1 protein-coding gene and 1 pseudogene are annotated in these 1,188 nt (G+C 32.5%); both read left to right on the top strand.

The window, feature by feature from the left end; translation table 11 throughout:
* Positions 1–971 (top strand): DUF711 family protein (locus tag CDZ78_RS20710; protein ID WP_087871618.1); only part of this gene is annotated, 971 nt, incomplete at its 5' end.
* Positions 972–976: 5 nt separating this feature from the next.
* Positions 977–1,188 (top strand): annotated as a pseudogene (locus CDZ78_RS20705) (aspartate/glutamate racemase family protein); the annotation flags it as partial.

Below are 1,188 nucleotides of genomic sequence, written 5' to 3'. Positions count from 1 at the left end.
ACTTAGAATCATCTGATATAAGAATTAGATTTGCTATTGGTGAGGCTAGAGATATACACGAAATTTCACTTGTTCCTGAGCTAGTTCGAGAATTTGGTGATTTATGTCATGTCTGCGTGAATGTACCTCTTGATAATAATGGCATACTTGATAATGAATTAATTGAACACTCTGCTAAAGCAGTAAGAAGAATTAGCGAAATCACACCAAGAGGAGAAGGTAATTTTAATTTTACTGTTAATTTTAATTGTGAACCATTGATACCTTATTTTCCTGCTAGTTACCATAAAAGTGAATTAGGAAATCGTTTTGTTATAGGATTAGAAACTCCTGATTTATTGGTAGAAATATTATTTCAGGTAAATAAATTAAATATTAGTAATCATAATGATCGGTTTAATCATTACTACGAGGCAATGAGCGAAGGACTTGGGTATCATATATCATCTATTAATGAAATGATAAATCAAGCAAACTTATCTGATGAATTTATATTTTCTGGTTTTGATAGCTCAGCCGCACCTTCTAAAGATTGCGAAAGTATGGCTACAGTTTATGAAAAAATGGGTGTTGAGTATTTCGGTGCATCTGGAAGCGTTGAAGCATCATCATTATTGACAAAAGTTTTTAAATCAATTAAAGACATTCAATTAACTGGATTTTCTGGATTAATGCTCGCATTAACTGAAGATACAGGTCTTGCCGATGGCACGCTAAAAGGAAATTATGATATTCGTTCATTATTAACTTATAGTGCAGTTTGTGGGATAGGCTTAGATACAGTCCCAATACCAGGAGACACACCAATAGATAAAATAAGCGCACTTATGAGAGATACTGGCACGATGGCATTTCGTTTAAATAAACCATTGACTGTTCGTTTATTTCCTTCGCCTAATTTAAATGCGGGAGATTTGACTGTATTTGAAAGTGATGATTTATGTAATTGTGCTGTTTTGGCTGTTCCTTGAAAAATATGAAAACAATAGGTCTTTTAGGTGGTATGAGTTGGGAGAGTTCGGCTAATTATTATAAAATAATTAATCAAGAAGTTAAAAAAATATTAGGTGGCTTGCATAGTGCAAAGGTTATCTTAAATAGTGTTGATTTTCAACAAATTGAGCATTTGCAACATTTAGGCAAATGGGATGAATTGGCTAGTATCTTATCTAATGAAGCTAAAAATAT

The sequence above is a fragment of the Bathymodiolus platifrons methanotrophic gill symbiont genome, from assembly GCF_002189065.1.
In the GTDB taxonomy this organism is placed as follows: Bacteria; Pseudomonadota; Gammaproteobacteria; order Methylococcales; family Methylomonadaceae; genus Methyloprofundus.
Note: the sequence above shows the minus strand (reverse complement) of the source record. Positions and strands in the feature narration are given on the sequence as shown.